General features: G+C 34.8%; 20 protein-coding genes. All 20 read right to left on the bottom strand.

Annotated elements, in window-relative coordinates; all coding sequences use genetic code 11:
* Nucleotides 1-50: 50 nt before the first annotated feature.
* The 20 genes from BR65_RS12760 to mutS all read right to left on the bottom strand — a co-directional run bounded on the left by BR65_RS12760 (nucleotide 51) and on the right by mutS (nucleotide 22,795).
* Nucleotides 51-995, bottom strand: coding sequence for a DHH family phosphoesterase (locus BR65_RS12760; protein WP_211251505.1), 945 nt, complete (start codon nucleotides 993-995; stop codon nucleotides 51-53).
* A gap of 18 nt (nucleotides 996-1,013) precedes the next feature.
* Nucleotides 1,014-2,348, bottom strand: a complete 1,335-nt coding sequence (locus tag BR65_RS12755) for a DRTGG domain-containing protein (protein ID WP_034538480.1) — start codon at nucleotides 2,346-2,348, stop codon at nucleotides 1,014-1,016.
* Between the two features lie 15 nt (nucleotides 2,349-2,363).
* Entirely contained in the window at nucleotides 2,364-3,053 is a 690-nt protein-coding gene (locus tag BR65_RS12750; RefSeq protein WP_023177239.1) for a metal-dependent hydrolase, read from the bottom strand.
* A 103-nt stretch (nucleotides 3,054-3,156) separates the two neighbouring features.
* Entirely contained in the window at nucleotides 3,157-4,290 is a 1,134-nt protein-coding gene (gene dinB, locus BR65_RS12745; protein WP_023177238.1) for a DNA polymerase IV, read from the bottom strand.
* Between the two features lie 106 nt (nucleotides 4,291-4,396).
* Nucleotides 4,397-5,308 (bottom strand): metal ABC transporter permease, encoded by a 912-nt coding sequence (locus tag BR65_RS12740; RefSeq protein ID WP_023177236.1) that lies wholly within the window; start codon nucleotides 5,306-5,308, stop codon nucleotides 4,397-4,399.
* 2 nt (nucleotides 5,309-5,310) lie between these two features.
* Nucleotides 5,311-6,222 carry a metal ABC transporter permease gene (locus tag BR65_RS12735; protein WP_023177234.1) on the bottom strand — a complete coding sequence of 304 codons (912 nt, stop codon included), beginning with the start codon at nucleotides 6,220-6,222 and terminating at the stop codon, nucleotides 5,311-5,313.
* The gene (locus BR65_RS12730) at nucleotides 6,223-6,993 is read right to left on the bottom strand and encodes a metal ABC transporter ATP-binding protein (RefSeq protein WP_023177232.1); all 771 of its coding nucleotides are present in this window, start codon (nucleotides 6,991-6,993) and stop codon (nucleotides 6,223-6,225) included.
* 26 nt (nucleotides 6,994-7,019) lie between these two features.
* Nucleotides 7,020-7,952, bottom strand: a complete 933-nt coding sequence (locus tag BR65_RS12725) for a metal ABC transporter solute-binding protein, Zn/Mn family (protein WP_034538479.1) — start codon at nucleotides 7,950-7,952, stop codon at nucleotides 7,020-7,022.
* 20 nt (nucleotides 7,953-7,972) lie between these two features.
* Nucleotides 7,973-8,614, bottom strand: a complete 642-nt coding sequence (locus BR65_RS12720; RefSeq protein WP_023177229.1) for a metal-dependent transcriptional regulator — start codon at nucleotides 8,612-8,614, stop codon at nucleotides 7,973-7,975.
* 133 nt (nucleotides 8,615-8,747) lie between these two features.
* Nucleotides 8,748-11,378 carry a bifunctional acetaldehyde-CoA/alcohol dehydrogenase gene (gene adhE / locus BR65_RS12715; protein ID WP_034538478.1) on the bottom strand — a complete coding sequence of 877 codons (2,631 nt, stop codon included), beginning with the start codon at nucleotides 11,376-11,378 and terminating at the stop codon, nucleotides 8,748-8,750.
* Between the two features lie 243 nt (nucleotides 11,379-11,621).
* Nucleotides 11,622-11,909 (bottom strand): post-transcriptional regulator, encoded by a 288-nt coding sequence (locus tag BR65_RS12710; protein WP_034538477.1) that lies wholly within the window; start codon nucleotides 11,907-11,909, stop codon nucleotides 11,622-11,624.
* A 163-nt stretch (nucleotides 11,910-12,072) separates the two neighbouring features.
* Complete coding sequence (yajC, locus tag BR65_RS12705) at nucleotides 12,073-12,414, bottom strand: preprotein translocase subunit YajC (RefSeq protein WP_034538475.1); 342 nt, start codon at nucleotides 12,412-12,414, stop codon at nucleotides 12,073-12,075.
* A 101-nt stretch (nucleotides 12,415-12,515) separates the two neighbouring features.
* Nucleotides 12,516-13,661, bottom strand: a complete 1,146-nt coding sequence (gene tgt, locus BR65_RS12700) for a tRNA guanosine(34) transglycosylase Tgt (RefSeq protein ID WP_023177222.1) — start codon at nucleotides 13,659-13,661, stop codon at nucleotides 12,516-12,518.
* A 69-nt stretch (nucleotides 13,662-13,730) separates the two neighbouring features.
* On the bottom strand, nucleotides 13,731-14,327 hold the full coding sequence (locus BR65_RS12695; protein WP_023177220.1) for a TetR/AcrR family transcriptional regulator: 597 nt from the start codon (nucleotides 14,325-14,327) through the stop codon (nucleotides 13,731-13,733).
* Nucleotides 14,328-14,785: 458 nt separating this feature from the next.
* Nucleotides 14,786-15,817: a tRNA preQ1(34) S-adenosylmethionine ribosyltransferase-isomerase QueA gene (queA, locus tag BR65_RS12690; protein WP_034538474.1), complete on the bottom strand. Its 1,032-nt coding sequence runs from the start codon at nucleotides 15,815-15,817 to the stop codon at nucleotides 14,786-14,788.
* A gap of 10 nt (nucleotides 15,818-15,827) precedes the next feature.
* Nucleotides 15,828-16,841 (bottom strand): Holliday junction branch migration DNA helicase RuvB, encoded by a 1,014-nt coding sequence (gene ruvB / locus BR65_RS12685; RefSeq protein WP_023177218.1) that lies wholly within the window; start codon nucleotides 16,839-16,841, stop codon nucleotides 15,828-15,830.
* A 33-nt stretch (nucleotides 16,842-16,874) separates the two neighbouring features.
* Nucleotides 16,875-17,489, bottom strand: coding sequence for a Holliday junction branch migration protein RuvA (gene ruvA, locus BR65_RS12680; protein WP_023177217.1), 615 nt, complete (start codon nucleotides 17,487-17,489; stop codon nucleotides 16,875-16,877).
* Nucleotides 17,490-17,677: 188 nt separating this feature from the next.
* Complete coding sequence (gene msrB / locus BR65_RS12675; protein WP_023177215.1) at nucleotides 17,678-18,115, bottom strand: peptide-methionine (R)-S-oxide reductase MsrB; 438 nt, start codon at nucleotides 18,113-18,115, stop codon at nucleotides 17,678-17,680.
* Nucleotides 18,116-18,195: 80 nt separating this feature from the next.
* On the bottom strand, nucleotides 18,196-20,169 hold the full coding sequence (gene mutL / locus BR65_RS12670; protein WP_034538473.1) for a DNA mismatch repair endonuclease MutL: 1,974 nt from the start codon (nucleotides 20,167-20,169) through the stop codon (nucleotides 18,196-18,198).
* A 28-nt stretch (nucleotides 20,170-20,197) separates the two neighbouring features.
* The gene (gene mutS, locus BR65_RS12665) at nucleotides 20,198-22,795 is read right to left on the bottom strand and encodes a DNA mismatch repair protein MutS (RefSeq protein WP_034538472.1); all 2,598 of its coding nucleotides are present in this window, start codon (nucleotides 22,793-22,795) and stop codon (nucleotides 20,198-20,200) included.
* Nucleotides 22,796-22,826: the final 31 nt, after the last annotated feature.

The raw sequence follows: 22,826 nt of genomic DNA, 5'->3' as shown, positions 1-22,826 counted from the left end.
TTTCAAGTTAATGAAAGCCCAGAGTTTGTAAATCAACTCTGGGCTTCTTTTTAGTTTTGTTCAGCTACTTGAATCAATTGATGGATAATCTGCTCTACTTCATTTAAATCTTTTGCATTGGCTCCACTAGCTAGCGGATGGCCACCACCATGATGTTGTTTAGCTACTTCATTAATAACTGGTCCTTTAGATCTCAAGCGACAACGAAAATGGCCCTCTGGTTGTTCCACGAAAATTCCCCACAATACTACTTCTTCAAGTGCACTAGGCAAAGACACAACTGCTGAAGTTTCAGCATCACTTACATCAAACTGATCTAAAATAGATTTAGTTAATAGAACTTTGCCTACACCTGATGGATGAATTTCTATATTTTGTAAAACATATCCTGATAACTGCGCTACTTTTCTAGACATTGCCGTCATTTTGCGATTGATTTCATCAGATTTAATAGGATGTTCCATTAAATCGGCTACGATACGCATCGTTTTTGGAGTTGTTGCTGGATACAAGAAACGCCCGGTATCTCCTACAATTCCTGCATATAATAATCTAGCAGCATTATCGGTCATGTCTAATACTTCTTTGTGATAAAAACAGAAATCAGCAATGATTTCACTCGAACTGCTTGCTTTTGTATCTACTAAGACAATGTCACCATAAACATCATCATTAGGGTGATGGTCTATTTTAATTAAGAACTTTCCTTGATTATAACGCTCGTCACTAATACGTGGTGTATTAGCAGTGTCTGTTACGATAACCAAAGCTTCTTTATAGTCTTCGTCTGAAACATCATCCATCTCCGTTAAATAATTTAAGTCTCCTACCGGGCCACCAGCTTTTAAAACTTTTTTCGTTGGGAAACTAGTTTTTATGATTTCCACTAATCCTCCTTGAGAACCAAGTGCATCTGGATCTGGATTCTTATGTCTGTGAACAATAATAGTTTTCGATTCTTTAATTGCTTCAAGTATTTGATCATATAAGTTTATAGCCATTCTATTTCTCCTTTAGTTTCTTTGCATCAATTGACAAACCACTGTTGCTTTCGCTACCAACACAGTATCTGTGTAAACTTCTATGTCCAATTTAGCCGTTCGTCTGCCTATCTCAAAGACACGCGGTCTAATTTCTATTTCACTTCCTAATTGAACCAATTTTAAATAATACAAATTCATTTGTTCAACTATGGCATTCTTTTTTTGATAAATGACCAGCGTATTTTTCGTTACAGTAGTAATTACTTCACTTAATAATCCAAACGACAGACTTCCTATATTATCTGTCATTTGAGGTGTCACTTTAAATTTGTAAGACGGGATTTCTGATGTCAATTCTGTTGAAGGAGCAAGAGTTAAAATTTCAATATTTTCATTTATTTGGTCAGACAGCGTATCCCCCATTTGTGGTTGACGTTGAGAGGATTGCATGGCTTTCATAACGTCTTGCCTTGAAACAATACCCATAAGCGTTAAATCATCCTCAACGATTGGCATTACTTCCAAACCATCCCAAATCATTAAATGTCCAACACTTGCTACGCTCATATGAGTTTTTGCAAAGGTAGGATTTTTGGTCATGACTCGTTCAATATTGATATGATCTTGTTTTCCGATAATATCTTTGGCGGTTACCATTCCAATCAGTCGGCCTTTTCTATTGACTACTGGAAAACGAGTATGTTGACTTTGCTCATTTAGTTTTCGATAATCTAAAACAGATTGGTCAATCGTAAGATAAAGTGTTTTGTCTTCTTTAGTGTAAATGTCATCTACAAGCATAATTTCTTTTTTAATCAATTGATCAGTAATAGCTCTATTGATTAAGGTTGCTACAGTAAAAGAGTCATAAGTGGTCGTCAAAACAGGCAGCTTCAATTTATTTGCTAGTAAAATAATATCATTGTTTGTATTAAAACCACCAGTGATCAATACGGCTGCTCCGTTTTCAAGAGCTAGTCTTTGAGCATTCTCACGATTCCCTACAATCATTAAAGATCCTGGTGTGATATACCGCACCATTGCTTTTTCTGTCATAGCACCAATGATAAACTTGCTCAAATCTTTACCTAGCCCTTCTTCTCCACCCAAAATGTCGCCATCTATGATTTTTACAACTTCACCATAAGTCAACGTTTCAAAAGTCTCTTTCATTTTACGCTCAATTCGAATCGTTCCCACACGTTGAATAGTGGAAACTAACCCATTATTCTGTGCATCTTTTATTGCTCGATAAGCTGTTCCTTCACTTACATTCAAATTTTTCGCAATGGATCGAACAGAGATTTTTTCTCCAACAGGCAATGTTTCAATATAAGTAATGATTTGATCGTGTTTCGTAGTCATTAACTGGCCTCCAACCTACATATAAGATAAATCAATTTCCTCTCCTATTTTTAATACGAGACCTTGATCTTCAGGTAAGCTTGTACAAAAAGCACTAGCATCCTGTTCAATTAATGGAAATGTGTCGTAATGAATAGGTACAATTTTTTTTGCTTGGATATAACTTGCAGCAATAGCCGCATCTTCAGGTCCCATAGTAAAATTATCTCCAATAGGTAAAAAGGCAACATCAATTGTTTTATACGCGCCAATCAATTTCATGTCTGTAAACAACGCAGTATCTCCAGCGTGATAGATCGTTTGACCATCCACAGTAAAAGTAATCCCAGCAGCAAGCCCTAAGGTTATTGCTTCTCCATCTACTTCATATGAAGATCCATGAATGGCCGGAGTCATTTTGATTTCGCCAAAATCAAATTGGTGCTTACCACCCATCTGCATACCGTGAGTAGTAAATCCTTTTTTCGCAAAGAAATCAGCAATTTCAACGTTTGCAACTATTATTGCACCTGTTCTTGTTGCTATCGGTTCAGTATCTCCAATATGGTCGTTATGAGCATGTGTCAAAATGATCGCATCAGCTTTAACAGTCTGAGGATCTAAATCACTTTTAGCATTACCGGTAATGAAAGGATCTATCAAAATAGTAAAGCCCGAATTCGTTTGAATTTGTACACAAGACTGTCCATGCCAAGAAATTTTCATAGTAGTGCTCCCCTTTCAACTCTAAAGACTAGATAAGGATAGAATAATTGTATTATACCGTTGTCAAATTTTGATTGCAATTAGTCTTGTTGTATAACAAGTCTCAATAGTCAGTTTCTTTATCCCATAAAGGCAATACAATGTTTTCATAAGATAATGGATCTAAGTTTGTAATCGTAATCCCTAATAATCGTACTCCTCGACCGATTATTCCAATTTCATCCCAAATATTTTGAGCATGAAAAAATATTTCTTCTCCATCTCTTACATAATTAGGTAAAGTGATTCGTTTAGTTGCTGTTTCAAAATTTGAATACCGGACTTTTAAAACAACTGTTTTCCCATGCTTTTGGTTTTTCTGAAGTGAGGCTTGTACTTTAGTTGCTATATGCCTTAATTCACTCACAACTTCTTGCTCTGTTATTAAATTTTTTCCATAGGTCAATTCTCTTCCAACGGACTTTCTTTCACGACTTATACGAACAGGTGAATTGTCAATTCCTCTCACTTTTCGATATAGAGAATACCCCATTCTTCCGAATCGTTGGATCAGTTCCATTTCATCTTTTTGAAATAAATCTTTTCCAGTATAGATTGATAACTCATGCATTTTTTCAACGGTCTTTTTTCCCACACCATAAAATTTTTCAATAGGCAATTCTTGTAAAAAATCTAATGCTTTTTCAGGTGGGATAACGGTTATCCCAGCGGGTTTATAATAATCAGAAGCTAATTTAGCAATAAATTTATTGTAGGATACTCCAGCAGAACTAGTCAAATGAACTTCTAGCCAAATATCTCTTTGAATTAGTTTAGCTATCTTAGTTGCACTGGCCAAATTCAGTTTATTTTCAGTTACATCTAGATAGGCTTCATCTAAAGAAAGAGGTTCAATGATATCTGTATATCTTTCAAATATAGCTCGAACTTCAGCTGAAATTTCCCTATACAAATCATAGTGTCCCGATATAAAATTTCCATGTGGACATAACTCAAATGCTTTTTGAGCACTCATAGCAGAATGGACGCCAAATTTACGTGCTTCATAATTTGCGGTGGCCACTACTCCCTTGCCTCCAGTTTCTTTGGGGTGCCGAGCAATAATAACTGGTTTTCCTTTTAAATCTGGATTCTCACGTTCTTCTACTGAGGCAAAAAAGGCATCCATATCAATGTGTATGATCTTCCTCGTCGTATCTCTTTTCGGTTCATCAAATCTTAATACACCAATATTCATCCTTTTCCACCTCCTTCAACTCTATTATAAGGGAACGTACATTCTTTATCAAGATTCCTTGATGGCGAAAAAAAAGACTCCCTCTAATGAGTTCGTCTTTAAAATGCTAATTTAATTGGTTTTCCAGGGCTTTTTTCAAACTTTTTTGCTGTTTCTTTCTACGTTGCAACATATGAATCAATCCTTTTTTAGGTGAGAATACAAAAACAACTAAAAAGGTCAATCCTGTTACAACTGCAATCATACCGGCTATTGATGCATCAAAATACATAGACAATTGAAAACCAATAATACTGTTCAGCGCACCCAAACCAGCACTGATTCCTAACATGTAACTTAAGCGATTAGTTAATAGGTAAGCTGAAACGGGCGGACCTACCATAAACGCTACCACCAATATCGAACCAACTGCCTCAAATGCTCCAACTGCTGTAACCGATACTAATGACATCAATGCATAGTGCAGCAAGACAGGAGAAAAACCTAGTGAGGCAGCAAGCATGGCATCAAATGAAGTCAATTTCAGTTCTTTGTAAAATAGACCAATAAAGAGTAAGAGAACAACTAAAATAATCGACATGGAATACATAGCTTGTGTACCGATATCGTGTCCGAATAAAATGACCCGATCAAAAGGCGCAAAGGCTAATTCTCCTAATAATACTGAATCTGTATCTAAATGAACATCTCCAGCATAACGAGTAATTAAAATAATTGCGATGCTAAATAATAATGGAAAAATAATTCCGATAGAAGCATCTTTATCTAACAACTTTGTTTGATGAACTAATTCAGTCAGCCAGACTGTAAGAATACCTACCAAAGCAGCACCTAAAATTAATAGAGGCGAATTTAGATCTTGGGTAACAAAGAAAGCTAATACAATTCCCAATAAAATCGTATGTGTGATAGCATCTGTCATCATAGCCATTCCTCGAATCACAAGAAAGACCCCTGGTAAGGCACAAGCAACAGACACTAAAACGGCAATAAGTTGTATTTCAATAACTGGATTCATAATTACCTACCTTTCTTCAATTGAGTTGCAAAATGATTCTTTTGCTGTTTATTTTTAATTAGTTTCCAAACGATTCCTCTATGTGGAGAGAACAAGATACTAATCAATACAATCAAACTGATAACCAATACAATCGTTGGTCCTGTAGGAATCTGTTGGCCCAATGAGCTGATAACTGTTCCAATTATTCCAGCCAAACAACCAAAAAATGCAGCTAAACCTACCATGATCGATAAATGATTAGTCCACTGTCTCGCCGCCACAGCAGGTCCGATCAAAAGAGAACTCATTAGAATAACACCTACTGATTGTAATCCTAATACGATAACAATCACTGTTAATGTTGCTAATAAACTATTCATCCAATAAACAGGTAATCCAATACTACTTGCAAATGATTGGTCAAATGCTAATAACTTAAATTCTTTCCAAAATATACTAACGATTAGCAATAATATAATTCCAGTAATAAACATAATTCGAACATCACGTACCAGCAAAGTGGATGATTGTCCAAAAATAAAACTTTCCAAACCAGCTTGGTTAGAATTAGGCTTCTTTTGAATAAAAGTCATTAGAACTAAACCAAAACCAAAGAAAACAGCTGTTGTCAGGGCCAATGCACTATCAAACTTAACTTTGGAATGTTTTACAATCACCGTAATCAACCATGTCGCTAGTAAACCGGAAATAAGTGCTCCAAGTAAAAGAATTTCCATTTGTTTACTAGACGTAAGAATAAATGCTAGACAAATTCCAGGCAACGCTGCATGACTAACGGCATCTCCTAATAGGCTTTGTTTTCTTAGCACAGCAAAACTACCAATTACACCACTTAATAAGCCTAATATACTAGAACCAAAAACAACTACTTGAAATGTATAATCAAAGAAAAGAGCACTTATTCCACTCATTTACTCTTCCTCCCAAGGTTTAGCTTGATTTTGACGATAAGTTTTAGCAATTAATTCCTTAGTAAAGGTTGTCTCGATTGGACCATTTCCAATCAACTCACGATTGATTAACACAACTTCATCAAAATATTCTGGAACGGTTTGAAGATCATGATGGACTACAACAATCGTTTTTCCTTCAGACTTTAATTCTTTCAATAATTGAATAATAATTTTTTCGGTTTGAGCATCAACACCTTGGAACGGTTCATCCATTAAGTAAATTTCTGCTTCTTGAACTAATGCTCGAGCTAAAAACACGCGTTGCCTTTGTCCACCAGATAATTGACTGATTTGTCTATCTTTGAAATCAGCCATACCTACTTTAGCCAGCATTTCATTTGCCAATGATTTATCCTTCTTTTTAGGTCTCTTAAACCAACCTATGTGACCATATCTTCCCATTACCACAACATCTAATACAGTGGTAGGAAAATCCCAATCCACACTTCCATTTTGCGGTACATATGCTACTAAATTTTTATTTTTTCTATAGTCCTCTTCTGTTGATTGATCAAAAGTGAATTCTACTTCTCCAGCAATGGGTTTGATCAAATTAATTAACGATTTAATCAGAGTAGATTTACCAGCGCCATTTGGTCCAACAACAGCGGTTAAGGTTCCTTTAGGGATGCTAAAAGAAATATCCCACAAAACCGGTTGTGCTTCATAAGCTACAGTTAATTGGTTTAAACGTATGGCTGTAGCTTTTTCACTTATTTCGTTTTCCATAATTGATGCACTCCAGTCTTTTCAATTTATTTCAATGCGTCTACAATTGTATCCACATTAGATTTCACTGTTTTTATATACGTTTCTGTATTTGCTTCACTGTCTCCAAGAGAATCGGAATACAATTCTCCACCGATTTCAACTTCAAAACCCTTTGCTTTTGTAGCTGCTTGTAGAGACTCAATCGTTCTAGTTGGAACGGATGATTCAATAAAAATAGCTTTTATCTTGTTCTCAATAATATAATCAGCTAATTGACTGATATCTCCTGTACCGGCTTCAGCATTTGTATTTAATCCTTGAAGTCCGATGACATTTACTCCATAGCCTTCTCCAAAATAACTAAAAGCATCATGTGCTGTCACTAACATACGATCTTTTTCTGGGATTTCATTTACTCGATCAATAACATATTGATCCAACTCTTCTAGTTCAAGCAGATACAGTTCTAAATTTTCTTGGTAGCTTACTTCATTATCAGGATCTGCCAAAGTAAGTCCTTTGGCTACTTCAACAGCAGCTTTTTGCCATAACTCTACATCAAACCAAATATGCGGGTCCATCGATGTACTGCTATCTTCGCTATAAAGAATATCTTCTTCATCTAAACCATTTTCTAAAGAAATCACTATTTTTTCTTGATTTTCTAATCCTTGAAAAATTTCACCCATTTTTCCTTCTAAATGCAATCCATTATAAGCTACTACATCAGAAGATTGCATAAAAATAACATCTCTTGCACTTGCTTTATATAAATGTGGATCTACCCCGGCAGACATAAGGCCCGTCACTTGGACATGATCGCCACCGATTTCTTTCATTAAATCTGTTAGCATAGTAGTTGTGGTCACTACTTTTAATTTATCAGCGTCTTGACCTGCATTAAAATCATAACACCCTGTCAAAAAAATAAGTGCTGTAACGATTAATCCAAAAAGAGAGTACTTAACTTTTTTCATTTTTCTCCTACTTTCTATGCCTATTCAATAAAAATACTAGTTGCAGCTTTGTAACTTAGAGCTACTTGTTTCCCTTCTGCCTCGAGCGTTATTGGCCCTTCATAAGCACCGATATCTATTATTTTATACACATCACCTATAGCTAGCTCTAGTGAAGCTAAGTAATCTAGTAATTCTTTTTCATCTACTACTCTTTTTATTTTGATCACATCATACACTTGCTTATCCACTAAAGTTGGCAATACCTTTTCATTAATGACGCCAGTCTCAGTAGGGATCATTCCTCCATGAGGACAGACTTTGGGGAAATCAAGATATTTATCTAAACGCCTAGCTAGTTCAATGGAGGTTACATGCTCTAATACTTCAGCTTCTTCATGAACTTCATTCCATGCATAACCTAGATAATTTACTAAAAAAACTTCCCATAAACGATGTTTTCGTACCAAAGCACTTGCTTTTTGAAGACCAGCTTGCGTTAATTGGATGCCTTGATAAGGAACGTGTTCAACGAATCCTTCTTTTAATAACTTCGTAACCATTTCACTTACCGAAGCAGCAGAAACCATAAGTCGTGTAACAAGTTGTTTGTTGCTTACTTTTTTATTGTTTCCACCAAGTTCATAAATCATTTTTAAATAATCTTCTTTATTTGGTGTCATAAAATACCCCTATCTTATTTTTTAGGCAAACCTAACTTCTAATAAAAGTATACCTTGATTTTTTTAAATTGCAAGCCTAAAATACAAAAAAAAGAAGCTAAGATAATCAACTTAACTTCTTTCTTCACATATTTTATTTTAATACTTCAAAAGCATCAATAATGATTTGTTTCAACTCACTGATTAAGGGTTGTTTTGGATTAGCCGTCGTACATTGATCTTGAAATGCTAACTCTGCCAATTCATCAACTGTATCATGTAACCATACAGTCGTTACTCCTTGACCTCTCAAACTCATTTCAATACCGACATCTTTACCTAATTTATTGATTTCTTGGACCAAAGATTCCACTAACTCTTCTGTAGTATTTCCCTTGAATCCCATAAAGCGAGCAATTTCCGCATAATCTTCATGTGCATGGAAATATTCATATTTTGGAAATAAAGCATGCTTTGCAGGATCTTTTGCATTGTAACGTATAACATGAGGCATCAAAATTGCATTAGTACGTCCGTGAGGAATATCATAGGCTGCCCCAATTTTATGAGCGATAGAATGATTGATCCCTAAAAATGCATTTGCAAATGCCATTCCAGCCATGGTTGAAGCATTATGCATTTTTTCTCGTGCTTCTTCTGTCGCATATTCGTAGGAATTACGCAAATTTTCAAACACTAGTTTAATTGCTTGAAGACTTAGTCCTTTAGTATAATCACTGGCCATTACAGAAACATAAGATTCGATGGCATGTGTCAACACATCCATCCCTGTATCAGCTGTAACAGATTTAGGAACACTCATTACAAATTGCGGATCTATAATCGCTACGTCTGGAGTTAGAGAATAGTCAGCTAACGGATACTTCACATGTGTTTCGCTATCCGTTATTACTGCAAAAGGTGTTACTTCTGAGCCTGTACCAGAAGTTGTCGGTATGCAGACAAACTGTGTCTTTGTTAAATCAGGAATTTTGTACGTTCTTTTTCGAATATCTAAAAACTTTTGCTTAGCTCCAAAGAAGATTGTTTCAGGTTTTTCATAAAACAACCACATTCCTTTTGCAGCATCCATTGCTGAGCCTCCGCCAATAGCAATGATCGTATCTGGTTGAAAATGGTTCATCGCTTCTGTTCCGGCTTTTACAGTATCAGTAGATGGATTGGGTTCCACATCTGAAAAAATTTCAATACTTACTTTATTTTTTCGTTGCATCAACATTTGCACTACTTTGTCAGCATAACCAAATTGCACCATTCCTGGATCACATACTAGAAAAACGCGTTCAATTCCTTCCATATCTTGTAGATAAGCAAGAGAATTTTTTTCAAAATAAACTTTTGATGGTAATTTAAACCATTGCATATTGTTTCTCCGTTTCGCTATTGTTTTAACATTCATTAAGTTAACTGCCGTAACATTTTTAGAGATTGAATTTTTTCCATAAGAACCGCAGCCTAATGTTAATGAAGGAATCATGTTATTGTATAAATCTCCAATTCCACCTTGAGCTGTTGGTGAATTCACTAATATACGACAAGCTTTCATTGCTTCGCCAAATTTTTCAGCAAGAGAATCATTTTGAGTATGGATAGCTGCTGAATGACCTAGTCCTCCTAATTCTAACATTTGTTGAGAAAGTTCAAAGGCATGGTCCGTTGTTTCAGCTTTCACCATTGCAAGTACTGGAGATAACTTTTCACGAGATAATGGGTAATCTTTACCTACTCCATTTAGTTCTACAACAATCAATTTGGTTTCTTTGGGTATGCTAACACCTGCTAATTCAGCAATCGTGTACGGAGCTTGTCCAACAATATCGGGATTAACTGCCACTTTTGCCTCATTCATCACGGATTTTTCAAATTTTTCTACTTCGTTTGGTTTTGCAAAATAAACTGAGTGTTTTTGGAATTCATTTTTTACTTCTTGATAGACTTCTTTGTCTACAATAATAGCTTGTTCTGAAGCACATATCATGCCATTATCAAATGTTTTCGAAGCAATAACATCATTAACTGCACGTTTGATTTTTGCAGATTTTTCAATATAACTTGGAACATTTCCTGGCCCAACTCCTAAAGCAGGTTTACCAGTTGAATAGGCTGATTTCACCATGGCAGCTCCACCAGTTGCTAATACGATAGCAACACCTGGATGTTGCATTAAGCTATTTGTAGCTTCTAACGAAGGTTTTTCGATCCATTGAATACAATTTTCTGGTGCCCCTGCTTTTATAGCTGCCTCTTTCAAAACAGTAGCTGCAGCTACTGAACATTTTTGAGCACTAGGATGAAAAGAAAAAATAATAGGATTACGCGTTTTTAAAGAGATAAGTGCTTTAAACATTGTTGTTGAAGTAGGGTTAGTAACAGGCGTTACCCCACAGACTACTCCGACTGGTGTGGCTACTTCTATGAGCTCAGTTTGGCTGTCTTTACTAATGATTCCAACTGTTTTATTATCTTTTATTGAATTCCAGATTGATTCTGTTGCAAACATATTTTTAATACATTTATCTTCATAGATTCCTCTGCCTGTTTCTTCAACAGCCATTTTAGCTAAAGGCATGTGTTCATTTAAACCAGCCATTGCCATTTCGTGAACAATAAAATCTACTTTTTCTTGATCAAATGTTTCTAAAACCGCTAATGCTTTTCGACCTTGATCTACTAATTGATCAATATCCATTGCTACACTATTTGAGTTATTTAACTCACTTTTTTTATTTACTTTCGTTTTTTCTTTCGTATTAGCTTCCATCATTTTAAAACCTCCATTTATTGTTATCAATTTCACAATAATCATACTTTATTTCTTTTTATTTGTAAAGAAAAGATTATGATTTCTTTTTCCAATGAACGAAAACCCTTTTAAAATGTCTATTTTAAAGTATTTATCACAAAATATAATTATTATACATCCAACAAAATACATAATTTCACTAAATTAAAACATTCACAAAAAAAACGAATAAAAAGGAAATCAGCATAATTATCCTGATCTCCTTTAAAATAAATCTTCTAAATCCATCTCATCAAGTGAAGTAACTTTGTAAACTTGAGCTTCTACAGCAGCGTAATCTAAATAATGATTAGGAGTAATTTTCATGATATCATTGATTTGTTGATAGTAATGGGTTGGAATCTTTTTTTTCCAACAGAAGCTTGCAATATAATTCCATAAATCTTCTTCACTTATTTGATGATATCCTAATTGATTAAATTCCCGGATCTTTAACTTTAACCACGGCTCGTACTTTGTAGAGTAAGTAAAGAATTCATTGATCAATAGCATACACTCCTTTTTTAAACCATCTGTTCTTATTTTTTATGTATTCTCACTGTCAGACTTTAAATCAAAGTACCATATTTTTTTTTAAAATACAACTTTTGCATCAAAAAAGAGTGCCGTCAGTTTTTCCTGACAACACCCTTTCAACTTACTTTAGTGCTAAAGATTAAAGCTCTTCATCATTAGTTTCTTCTAATGTGTTTTGTGGTGTATTTGTACCAAGATCTTCTACTGAAGTAGTCACTTCACTACTTGATACACGAGCAATAGCTTTCTTTTCGAATGTTAAGAATATACCATCGCAGTCAAGAACTACAGTGTTATTCGTTGTATTTACTTCATCAATAACTCCATGTAATCCGCCTATTGTAACAGCTGAGTCACCTTTTTTCATAGCACTTAGCATATTTTGTGTTTTTGTAGCAGCTTTTTTTTGCGGACGAATCATCAAAAAGTACATCAAACCCATAATCGCAATAAAAGGTACAAAATTAAGAATTAATTCCATTTTTTTCCCACTCCATTCTTCATTTCAACAACTTAACATACTATACTTTACCAAACATCTAGTCTTTTTACTATCACTTAAATAAGTTTCTTATAAAACCTTTAGAAATTTCTAGCGTTTGGTTTATTATAACCATATTCTTCAAAAAAGCTTTCTCTATATTCCAGTAGATTATCATCCATAATTGCTTGTCTAACGTCTTTCATTACATTTAATAAGAAATACAGATTGTGGTAACTAGTCAAACGTAATCCGAATGTTTCATCTGCTTTGATCAAATGACGAATATAAGCTCTTGTATAATTACGACAAGTATAGCAATCACATTTATCATCCAAAGGCCCAAAATCGCGTTCATATTGTGCATTTTTGATAACCACTCGACCTTTACTGGTCATACATGTCCCATTACGAGCAATACGAGTTGGCAACACGCAATCAAACATATCGACTCCCCTCATAACACCATCGATCAATGAATCGGCAGTTCCTACACCCATCAAGTAACGAGGTTTATCTTCAGGAATAAAAGGAGTAGTGTATTCTAATACTTTATTCATACTTTCTTTTGGTTCCCCAACAGAAAGTCCTCCTATTGAATATCCAGGAAAATCCATGGATACTAAGTCACGCGCACTCTGTTGACGAAGTTCTTTAAACCCAGCACCTTGGATAATACCAAATAAGCCTTGACTGTCTGGTTTTGCATGAGCTTTTAATCCTCGTTCAGCCCAACGACTTGTTCGTTCAACAGATTTTTTTACGTAATCAAAACTTTCGTCAAAAGGCGGACACTCATCAAAACTCATCATAATATCTGGTCCTAATTTATTTTGAATATTGATCGCTTTTTCAGGTGACAAAAACATTTTAGAACCATTTAAATGATTTCTAAAGTGAACACCTTCTTCTTCAATTCTTCGCAGATCACTTAATGAAAATACTTGGAATCCGCCTGAATCGGTCAAAATACCTTTGTCCCAATTCATAAACTTATGCAGTCCACCGGCTTCTTCTACGATATCTTCACCTGGGCGTAACCATAAATGATACGTATTGCTTAAAATAATGCTGGCTCCCATTGACTCTAGTTCTTCAGGTGCAAGACTTTTAACACTTGCTAGTGTTCCAACTGGCATAAACATTGGTGTTGGAAATGTTCCGTGCGGTGTAATAATTTCTCCAAGTCTTGCTCCTGTATGTTTTTCTTTTTTTATTAATCGGTATTTAATTGCTGGCTCTGGCATGTTTCTATTCCTACTTTCATTTTTCTGAAAAATTTTAGTTATTTATCTGTTAAACATTAGAAGTACGATCTATCTTAATGTTTTTAAGATCAACTCAATGACGTCATCTAAGTGGACGGTCATTTCTTGTTCATCATCAGAATATTCTTGTCTAGCTTTATCAACTAACAGACTCATAATGGCACTATTGAAAATATAAATTACCGTTTCATATTGTTGATTCGTTAATAAATGTTCATGTGAAAATTCTTTTAATTTAATGCATAATAATTGTTGAATATATTCTTGCTTATAATTAAAGATTGTTTTTGTTTGTTCATTTCCCACTTCTTTAATGGCACCAATGACGATTTGCCTATGTTTATCAAATATATCCGCAATAAAACGTCCTGATTGTTTCATTAAATCAGTTGTATCCTTAAAACTTTGACAAAAAAACTCATCTACTTCTTTAGTAATTTGCTTAGTATGTTGCTTAAATGCTGTATCTAACAAAACTTGTTTCGATTGAAAATTTTTAAATATAGTGGTTTCATTAACTCCAGCTTTTTGTGCAATCATTTTTGTAGTGGTACTTTTGTATCCTACATGTGAAACTAAATCTAATGCTGCATCAATAATACGTTGCTGAGTATTTGTTAATGCTTCTGCGTTTACATTTACCAATTGACCTTGACCTCCAAATTCAACATACTTTTTAAATCAAGTATGTACTCACTCAATATACTAGTCTATCACATTAGTTTTAGAAAATAAACAATTTTTAAACTTCGAGCCACTTGATTGGTAACCGCTTTCTATTTGTGGTATATTATAAATAGATAGAGAGATGAACATATGAGTGGATCAATTAAATTTCTTTAGTGTTTAGAAGTACAAGAAACAATTAGAATCAACATTCCGTTTTGAGTTACCAGATTCACTGTCCCATACAATTGAATAGAGTTATACCATTTAGTAAGATGTATACCCTAAAAAAGCTAGGCAGTTAAACAAAGTAGTATAGAAACTGTATGTCGTTTTGAAAAGAAGTTCAGTTTAACCAATTACGGGTTCACTCATATCCTCTCTAAAAACCAATAGAAGTTGGCATAAAAGCCGACTTCTATTTTTTTAGTTTTTATTTATTTGACAAACATGGCATCTCCAAAGCTAAAGAATCGATATCTTTCATCCACGGCATGCTGATAAGCTGCTAAAACATTTTCTCTTCCTGCAAAAGCGCTGACTAACATCACCAATGTTGATTTTGGCAAATGAAAATTAGTTGAAAAAGCATCGACAACTTTAAATGTATAACCTGGAGAAATGAAAATATCTGTCCAGCCACTATCGGCTTTTAATTCACCATTAAATTTTGTACCGATTGTTTCTAAAGTACGAATAGAGGTTGTTCCTACAGCAACAATTCTGCCGCCATTTTTTCGAACAGTCGTTAATTCTGCGGCAGATTCTTCTGTTAAACGATAAAATTCTGAATGCATTTCATGATCTTCAATCGAATCAACACTAACGGGTCTGAAAGTACCCAAGCCTACATGCAATGTCAAAAAGACGAGCTGTACGCCCTTTGCTTTAATCTGTTCTAATAGTTCTTGCGTGAAGTGTAGCCCTGCTGTTGGGGCTGCTGCAGAACCATTTTCTTTTGCATAGACAGTTTGGTAGCGCTCGCTATCTTCCAATCTTTCTTTGATGTAAGGAGGAAGCGGCATTTCGCCTAAAGATTCTAAAACTTCTAAGAAGATACCATCGTAAGAAAAGTCAATGATTCTTCCTCCATGGTTTAGTTCTTCTATTACAGTCGCAGTCAGTCTTCCATCTCCAAAAGAAATGACATCACCTACTCTAGCTTTCTTAGCTGGTTTAACAAGCGTTTCCCATTGATCTTTTTCTGTGTTTTTTAATAATAATATTTCAAGATGTGCGCCTGTTGCTGGTTTTATTCCATATAACCGTGCAGGCAATACACGTGTATCATTCATTACTAATGCATCACCTTCATGCAATTCATCAAGAATATCGGTGAAGTGCTTGTCTTCTACTTTACCGGTTTCTTTGTCCAAAATTAATAATTTTGAACTTGAACGGTTTTCTAAAGGTGTTTGAGCAATCAATTCTTCTGGTAAATCAAAATCAAAATCTTTCGTTGTTAACATATTCATACTCCTAATCTGTATAAGTAATAGGGTAACCTAAATGAGTATAGCCCAAATGAGTTACGATTCTTCCACGAGGGGTCCGTTGAAGGAAGCCAGCTTGCAGCAAATAAGGCTCAACCATATCTTCAATTGTTTCAATTTCTTCGCCAATGTTAGCTGCAATCGTAGACAATCCGACCGGACCACCATGATAATTTTCAATCATCGTTTTTAATAATTTTTGATCAACAAAATCTAACCCTTCTTTGTCGATCCGCAACATAGCTAATGCCTCATCTGCTATTTCTTTTTTGATCACGCCATTAGATTGTACTTGTGCATAGTCTCTTACACGTTTTAATAAGCGATTGGCTACACGAGGAGTTCCTCTTGAACGCCTAGCAATTTCGACTGCACCTGATTCGATTATTTCAGTATTAAAGATATCAGCAGAACGCAAAACAATATCGCTCAACTCTTCTACTGTATAATATTCCATGTGTGACACGATACCAAAACGGTCACGCAATGGTGCAGATAAAAGCCCTGCTCTTGTAGTTGCACCCACAAGGGTAAATGGCGGCAAAGGAAAATGAACCGGATGCGCTGTTGGCCCTTGTCCTACAATGATATCTACAAAATAATCTTCCATAGCCGAATACAACATCTCTTCAACTAGCCTTGGCATCCGGTGGATCTCATCAATAAAAAGGACATCTCCAGCTTCTAATTCATTCAAAAGAGCAACTAGATCTCCTGCTTTCTCGATTGCAGGTCCACTAGTCGTTCGTATAGCTACATCCATTTCATTTGAAATGACCATTGCCATAGTTGTTTTCCCTAGCCCAGGAGGACCATAAAGTAAAACGTGATCTAACGCTTCTTCACGATTTTTCGCTGCTTCTATATAAATAGATAATTCTCTTTTTACTTTTTCTTGGCCAATATATTCTTCTAGATAATGTGGCCGTAATGATTTTTCTAACGAAATTTCTTCTGTCGTACTGCTATCGCCTGAAATGATTCGTTCTTCTGGATTCAATTTTTTTCACCACTTTTCTCATTTGCTTATCGCTTATTTCTTCATCAATAGTCGTAAAGCTTCTCGTAAATAAGCATCTGTCGATTCTTTATTTAATTTGCGAATTTGTGGTTCAATTTTTTTGATTTCTTTCGCACTGTATCCTAATGCCTCTAACGCTTCAACGGCTTCAGTAACATGGTTATAATTAGTTGTCAAAACTAATTCCTGCTGATAGTCAGCCGTATTTTCTGCTTGAGTAAGGGTCAAATCAGCTAACTTACCTTTTAAATCTAATACAATTTGTGAAGCAGTCTTTTTTCCTACTCCAGGAAATTTAGTTAAATACGCTGCATCTTCATTTTCAATTGCTTGTACTAGACCTTGGTGATCATCATTTGCTAAAATAGCTAATCCACTTTTTGGACCTATTCCTGAAACACTAAGCAATTTTAAATACAATTGTTTTTCAGTATAATCCTTGAAACCATATAAAGTAATAGCATCTTCTCGAACTGCTTGATGAACATAAATTGTTGCTTCCTCGTTTAATTTACTTGAGAAACGAAACGGGTTAGCAATAAATAGTTGGTATCCTATTCCATTCGTTTCAAGGACAATATAAGCAGGGTTAACAAACGTTATAGTACCTTTAATGTATTCATACATATTATTTCTCCATTCACTCATTCTATCATTTTTCTAGATGTAAAAAGGCACACCTGTTCGCTATTTATTTTACCACATTTGCTTCCATAAAAGGAGCTGCTGCCAAAAAAAGCCTTTGTAAAAAAACATAAGCACCCTCTAAACTGTTGAAACAGTCAGAGAGTGCTTCTTAAATTTTACAGAATTGATTAAGCAAATAATTTACGGTAACTGCTGTATCCTTCTTCATCTAACTTATCAACAGGTACAAATCTTAAAGCTGCTGAATTGATACAGTAACGTAATCCGCCTTTGTCTTGAGGACCATCTGTAAAAATATGGCCTAGGTGAGAGTTTGCTTCTGAACTTCTTACTTCAGTACGACGCATGCCAAATTTTGTATCCATTTTTTCAATAACTTCTTTTTCTTCTATCGGTTTTGTGAAAGATGGCCAACCGCATCCAGCATCGTATTTATCATTTGAAGAAAATAACGGTTTTCCACTTACAACGTCTACAAAAATACCATCTTCATAAAAATCATCATACTCTCCAGTAAATGGACGTTCAGTAGCTTCATTTTGAGTTACTTCAAATTGAATATCTGTAAGTTTATCTTTCAATTCATTTTTATCATAGCTATTCATGAAAATCCTCCTTTTTGTTTCTATTTTTATTTTACACTTTTTAGGGACTTGCTACAATTTATTGAATTTGATTAAGTGATTCAATGAGGATCTTGAATCCGTTTGAACATTTTTTCCATATCTTTATTGGTAAAATGGATCAACACTGGTCTTCCGTGTGGGCAATTATAAGGATTTTCAGTTACCTTTAAATCTCTCAGCAAAGCTCTAGCTTCAGCATCACTTAAATAATGATTAGCTTTAATTGAACCTTTACAACTCATCATTATAGCTGTTGCTTCTCTAAATTTAGCAACACTTATGCTTCCTTGTTCCAAAAGTAAATCAATCAATTCCTTTACGATTGATTCTTCTTCACCATGATTAAACCATACAGGATGACTTCTCAATAAAAAACTATTTTGACCAAAAGGTTCTAAAAAGATACCAATTGTTTCTAAAGCTTCAATATTCTCTTTGATCTTTATTGCATCACTGTTTGGATAGTCCAACATAATAGGCACTAATAAATCTTGTAAATCATTGCTGACTTCGCCAATTTTTTTTCTGAAATATTCGTATTTGATTCTTTCTTGAGCAGCATGTTGATCTAAAATATACAGCCCTTTTTCATTTTGTGCAAATAAATAAGTTCCGTGCATTTGACCAACATATTCAAGTGTAGGGAATTGATTAAGAGAATCAGCCGTTTGTACTTTTTTCTCCATTAATTTTTCAGCTGTTTTTAAAGGAGATTCTTGATGGAAATCCATCAATTCACTTACTATTTCTGTAGATGATTCATTGTTGCTATTTTCTTCTGGTATTTCATTCAAAATTGGATCGTAATCTTTCTCATTTAGAGAGAATTGACCAGTTTCAGTATCTTGGTCTCTTTCTTCTTCAAATGGTCCAGCTTGCTGTTCTGAAAAATAAGAAGATAATGATTGTTTTTGTTCATACACTTGTTTTTCATTATTTCTGCTTAGTCTTTCTTGACTAAACTCAAAAGCTATTTGTTCATTCTTTTCTACTGGAACATTGTTTTTATTTTTAAAAGACAAGTTTCCTAGAGCATCTGGAATCAACTGTTCTTTGCTTAAAGTCTCATAAATAGCTGATTCAATCAGCTTCATTAACTCATTTTCTTTACTGATACGAACTTCTTGTTTGGTAGGATGGACATTTACATCCACTAATAAAGGATCCATTTCAATTTCAATAGCTACAATTGGGTAACGTCCAACCATTAGTTTCGAACGATAACCCGAGATAATAGCTTTATTTAATAAATAATTTTTAATATATCGTCCATTAATGATAATAGACATATAGTTCCGACTGGCTCTTGTAAGTTCTGGTAAAGAAACGTATCCCGACAGTCTAAAATCCAAATCTTCTTTTTTTATTTCTCTCATTTTCTTAGCTGTAGCTACTCCATATATGCCTGCCAATGTTTGTTTTAGATCTCCATTGCCAGCTGTCCTTAACAATTGATTTCCATCATGGACTAAACGAAAAGCAATATTTGGATGACTGATAGCCAAGCGATTCACGATATCTGTTACATTAGATAATTCGGTTTGCAAACTTTTTACATACTTTAACCGTGCAGGTGTATTGAAAAAAAGGTTCTCAACAGTGATTTTACTTCCTTTTCTTGCTTCGTTTGATCTTTCCTCAATAATTTTTCCACCTTTTAAAGAAAGATATGTTCCTCGTTCTATACCCGTCGATGTTTCCAATGTCACTTCTGAAACTGAAGCGATACTTGGCAAAGCTTCTCCACGAAAACCTAACGTTCGAATCCGAAAAAGATCATCTCTTGAGTAAATTTTACTAGTGGCATGCCGCTTAAATGCATTTTCAACTTCTTCTGGTTCAATACCTATTCCATTATCGATAACTTGTATTTTTTTTAATCCAGCTTCTTCAATAAGAATGTCAATTTGGCTACTACCTGCATCCATTGCATTTTCAACAAGTTCTTTTACTACCGAAGCAGGTCGTTCAATTACTTCACCAGCGGCAATTTGATTAGCCAACACATCTGAAAGTTCTTGTATTTTTGCCATCTCCAACATTCCTTTCCACTAACTAAAATCAATTCAATTTTTGTTGCCATTCACTAATACAATTTAAGGCTTCCAAAGGAGTCATTGTAAGTAAATTTGTTTTTCTAACCGCTCTAACAATTTCAGCCTCAGACCCCTCAAGCATGCCAAATAAAGACAGTTGTCCATCATCTGTAAGTTCTTTTGTATTTTCTAATGTAGGTATCTCAGAAGTTACTGAATGATTCATAACTACTGCTTCTTTTTGTTCCAATTGTTCTAAAATGACTGTTGCACGTGAAAGCAATGCATCAGGCAGCCCTGCAAGTTTAGCTACTTGGATACCATAACTTTTATCTGCTGGCCCAGGAAGCATCTTGTGTAAGAAGACCAATTCTCCTTCTTCTTCAACTGCTCCAACATGGATATTTTTTAATCCTGACAACCGCTCATCTAAAACTGTTAACTCATGATAATGAGTTGAGAATAACGTTTTAGCATGGACTTCTTCATGAATATATTCAATGATGGCTTCAGCTAAAGCCATACCATCATAAGTTGCTGTCCCACGACCAATTTCATCAAATAAAATCAAGCTGTTTTTAGAAGCATATCGCAATGCCTCATTGGCTTCCATCATTTCGACCATAAATGTACTTTGCCCTGCAATTAAATCATCAGCTGCACCAATACGTGTGAATATTTGATCGAATATAGGCATTGTTGCTTTGTCTGCAGGTACGAAGCATCCCATTTGTGCCATGATTACTGTCAATGCTAATTGTCTCATATAGGTACTCTTACCTGACATATTTGGTCCAGTGATGAGTAAAATTTCATTATCTTGAGTCATTTCGACACTGTTAGGTACATAGGTCTGTTGTCCCAATACTTTTTCTACAACTGGATGGCGACCTTCTATCAAATGGATTTCTTGGCTATTGGCTACCATTAAAGGACGAGTATAATGATATTTTTCGCTTACTGTTGCAAAACTTTGTAAAACATCAATAGCTGCTACTGTTTTTGCCAACTTTTGTAGTCTTTCAATGTACTGTTTGATTGTTTCTCTTACCTCTGTAAATAAGTTGTATTCTAATGTCATTGATTTTTCTTCAGCTTCTAAAATCAGCGTTTCTTTTTCTTTTAATGCAGGAGTTATAAATCGTTCTGCATTAGCTAATGTTTGTTTCCGCTCGTACCGGCCTTCTGGCAAAATAGCAAGATTCGCTTTAGTGATTTCAATATAATAGCCAAAAATACGGTTGTACCCAATTTTCAGATTTTTGATCCCAGTAGCTGCTTTTTCTTCAGCTTCCAACTGTGTGATCCACTTTTTCCCATTACGCATGGCATCGCGGTAGGTATCCAATTGTTCATTGAAGCCATCTTTAATAATCCCACCTTCCTTTATGGAAAGAGGAGTATCATCATGAATGGCTTGGTCGATCAATTCTACTACTTCAGGAACTTGGTCTAATTCAGTAAGGAGTTGATCCCACTCACCCTTATTCATTAATTGAATAATGTCAATTAGTTGTGGAATTTGAAGCAAAGAGGTTTTCAACTGAATCAGGTCTCGGCCATTAACATTGCCAAAAGCTACTCTTCCAGCTAACCTTTCTAAATCATACACTCTTGTCAATGCTTCATTTAAGTCGGTTCGTTCAAAGAAATGATTAATTAAACTTTCAACTATATTTTGTCTCATGATAATGGCTTGTTCTTTAATCAATGGTTTATCGATCCATTGCTTTAAAAGTCTTCCACCCATGGCAGTTTTGGTTTCATCCAATAGCCACAATAATGTTCCTTTTTTTTGTCCCGTACGAATTGAAGAAACCAATTCCAAATTATGTTTAGAATAATGGTCCATTTTTAAATAATTAGTAGGCAAGTATACTTCTACTTTCTGTAAATGCCCCAGATTTCTTTTTTGAGTAACATATAAATAAGATAATAATAATTTTACAACACCAATCAAATCTTTATTGCCGATATCATCCGTTAAGTAAGAAAATTCTGCACTTTCAATACTATCATTTTGTGTTGAAACCATTATACCTAATGTTGTTTTTAATTTTTCTTGAATTTCTAAGTCCATCGCTTCTTTGAAGACAACTTCTTTTGTTTTCAAGCTCATTAATTCATTCATCACTTCTTCTAATGAAGTTAATTCTGTTGTTTTCAGTTCTCCAGTACTTAGATCAACATAGGCTAAATGAAATTGATTGGTCGGTGTAGTCATTAAAGCAGCTAAGTAATTATTTGTCTTAGCATCGATTGATTTACTGTCCATAGCTGTTCCGGGTGTAATCAGCTGAACAACTTCTCTTTTGACCATGCCTACTGCTTTTTTCGGATCCTCTACTTGCTCACAGATAGCTACTTTATATCCTTTTTCAATCAATGTATCGATATATCCTTTAGCGGCATGATAAGGTACGCCACACATTGGGATAGGCTCATCTGCATTACGATTTCGACTAGTTAATGTTACTTCTAAAAGCTGAGATGCTTTGATTGCATCATCATTAAATAATTCATAAAAATCTCCCAAGCGATAAAACAAAAAAGCATCTGGGTAATTTGCCTTTATTCCTAGATACTGTTCCATCATAGGCGTTTGTTTTGTTTTTTGTGGCACTTTTCCCGCCTCCTTGTGATTAATCTGTCGT

It is taken from the genome of Carnobacterium inhibens subsp. inhibens DSM 13024 (assembly GCF_000746825.1).
In the GTDB taxonomy this organism is placed as follows: domain Bacteria; phylum Bacillota; class Bacilli; order Lactobacillales; family Carnobacteriaceae; genus Carnobacterium_B; species Carnobacterium_B inhibens.
This window is presented reverse-complemented; position numbering and strand designations above follow the sequence as displayed.

What these genes read in the sequence shown, in the direction of transcription:
- BR65_RS12755 (WP_034538480.1), bottom strand. Translation starts at nt 2,348, where the DNA reads ATGACTACGAAACACGATCAAATCATTACTTATATTGAAACATTGCCT.
- BR65_RS12750 (WP_023177239.1), bottom strand. Translation starts at nt 3,053, where the DNA reads ATGAAAATTTCTTGGCATGGACAGTCTTGTGTACAAATTCAAACGAAT.
- dinB (WP_023177238.1), bottom strand. Translation starts at nt 4,290, where the DNA reads ATGAATATTGGTGTATTAAGATTTGATGAACCGAAAAGAGATACGACG.
- BR65_RS12740 (WP_023177236.1), bottom strand. Translation starts at nt 5,308, where the DNA reads ATGAATCCAGTTATTGAAATACAACTTATTGCCGTTTTAGTGTCTGTT.
- BR65_RS12735 (WP_023177234.1), bottom strand. Translation starts at nt 6,222, where the DNA reads ATGAGTGGAATAAGTGCTCTTTTCTTTGATTATACATTTCAAGTAGTT.
- BR65_RS12730 (WP_023177232.1), bottom strand. Translation starts at nt 6,993, where the DNA reads ATGGAAAACGAAATAAGTGAAAAAGCTACAGCCATACGTTTAAACCAA.
- BR65_RS12725 (WP_034538479.1), bottom strand. Translation starts at nt 7,952, where the DNA reads ATGAAAAAAGTTAAGTACTCTCTTTTTGGATTAATCGTTACAGCACTT.
- BR65_RS12720 (WP_023177229.1), bottom strand. Translation starts at nt 8,614, where the DNA reads ATGACACCAAATAAAGAAGATTATTTAAAAATGATTTATGAACTTGGT.
- adhE (WP_034538478.1), bottom strand. Translation starts at nt 11,378, where the DNA reads ATGATGGAAGCTAATACGAAAGAAAAAACGAAAGTAAATAAAAAAAGT.
- BR65_RS12710 (WP_034538477.1), bottom strand. Translation starts at nt 11,909, where the DNA reads ATGCTATTGATCAATGAATTCTTTACTTACTCTACAAAGTACGAGCCG.
- yajC (WP_034538475.1), bottom strand. Translation starts at nt 12,414, where the DNA reads ATGGAATTAATTCTTAATTTTGTACCTTTTATTGCGATTATGGGTTTG.
- tgt (WP_023177222.1), bottom strand. Translation starts at nt 13,661, where the DNA reads ATGCCAGAGCCAGCAATTAAATACCGATTAATAAAAAAAGAAAAACAT.
- queA (WP_034538474.1), bottom strand. Translation starts at nt 15,817, where the DNA reads ATGTTAACAACGAAAGATTTTGATTTTGATTTACCAGAAGAATTGATT.
- ruvA (WP_023177217.1), bottom strand. Translation starts at nt 17,489, where the DNA reads ATGTATGAATACATTAAAGGTACTATAACGTTTGTTAACCCTGCTTAT.
- msrB (WP_023177215.1), bottom strand. Translation starts at nt 18,115, where the DNA reads ATGAATAGCTATGATAAAAATGAATTGAAAGATAAACTTACAGATATT.
- mutL (WP_034538473.1), bottom strand. Translation starts at nt 20,169, where the DNA reads ATGGCAAAAATACAAGAACTTTCAGATGTGTTGGCTAATCAAATTGCC.